Annotated in this window: 1 protein-coding gene; it reads right to left on the bottom strand. The window is 63.9% G+C overall.

The genetic code is table 11. The annotated features are described in order from the left end of the window. Positions 1-214: 214 nt before the first annotated feature. A complete protein-coding gene (locus PV721_RS43495; RefSeq protein WP_003983763.1) occupies positions 215-478 on the bottom strand; it encodes a WhiB family transcriptional regulator in 264 nt (87 codons plus the stop codon). Between the last annotated feature and the right edge of the window lie 653 nt (positions 479-1,131).

Here is a 1,131-nt window from a genome sequence, read left to right as displayed (position 1 = left end):
CTCCGGACGCGGCCGGGGGGAGGGTCCGGGGGTGGTGTGCCCTCGGAGGCTGCTGGACAGCGCCCCACCCTAACGGCTGGCAACACAACGGTCCGCCTCCTGCGGGGAAGGTGCAGGAGGCGGACCGTTTGCCGTGCTGTGTGTGGTGTCTTTCGTTCGTTCGATATGTCGTGCGTGGTGCGGTGGGTGCCGGGCCGGTGGTACCCCGGCCGTTTCAGACCGCTGCCTTTTTCAGCCGGCGGCGCTCGCGCTCGGACAGACCGCCCCAGATGCCGAATCGCTCGTCGTTGGCGAGGGCGTACTCAAGGCATTCGGAGCGGACTTCGCAGGCGAGGCAGACCTTCTTGGCCTCGCGGGTCGAGCCGCCCTTCTCGGGGAAGAAGGACTCGGGGTCGGTCTGGGCGCACAGAGCGCGCTCCTGCCATCCGAGCTCCTCGTCCGCCTCCTCGACCAGCAGTTCCTGAAACAGCTCGGTCATGTGCGCCCCTCGCTCTGTCTGTGCGTCCCCGTGGTGATGCCGTTACTGATCGCTACGTAACGACACGAGTGAAATTACAAGTGCGTGGCTCCGGAGCAGTCAAGCCGGGATCTGCTATTGGGCCTCTTATTCACTCTGCGGAACCAAGCGTATGCAGAAAGTGTTCATATCGCCAAAAATCGTGACACATGCATCAGGTGTCGCGAGACTCCTGCCTTCACCCGTTATCCACGTGCCACCCACGGGCGGGGTTGCGGTCCGGCCGGAGAAGCGGCGCAGATCACATTCCGGTCACGAGATGGCGCGTCTTGGTTTAGATGCCGACTGGTGCGAGCCATGACACAGCCCCAAGTGCCCTGGCACGGACTGCACAAACCTTTCTCCGCGCACAGCAACCGGATGAGGTGAAACTTTTGCCTCAAACCAGACATTGGGTTGACAGTCCGACCCTCCACCCGTTCTCCTTGTTCGCATGTCAGCGCCCGCAGTCGCCACCCGGACCCCCATTCGTGGGTTCCTGTGCGCTGCCCAGGTTCGCTGTTGCTGTTGCAGCTGTTGATGCCCCCGGAGCCCCGGCTCCCGTGAGCTCCGGCCCGCCCCCACAGCAACCGCCAGCACGACTGACATCCGTCGAGGTAACCCCCACGATGAAC

Origin of the sequence: Streptomyces sp. MB09-01 (assembly GCF_033794505.1) — a bacterium.
Classification (GTDB): domain Bacteria; phylum Actinomycetota; class Actinomycetes; order Streptomycetales; family Streptomycetaceae; genus Streptomyces.
The sequence above is the reverse complement of the archived record's forward strand: the minus strand, read 5'-3'. Positions and strand labels throughout refer to the sequence as shown.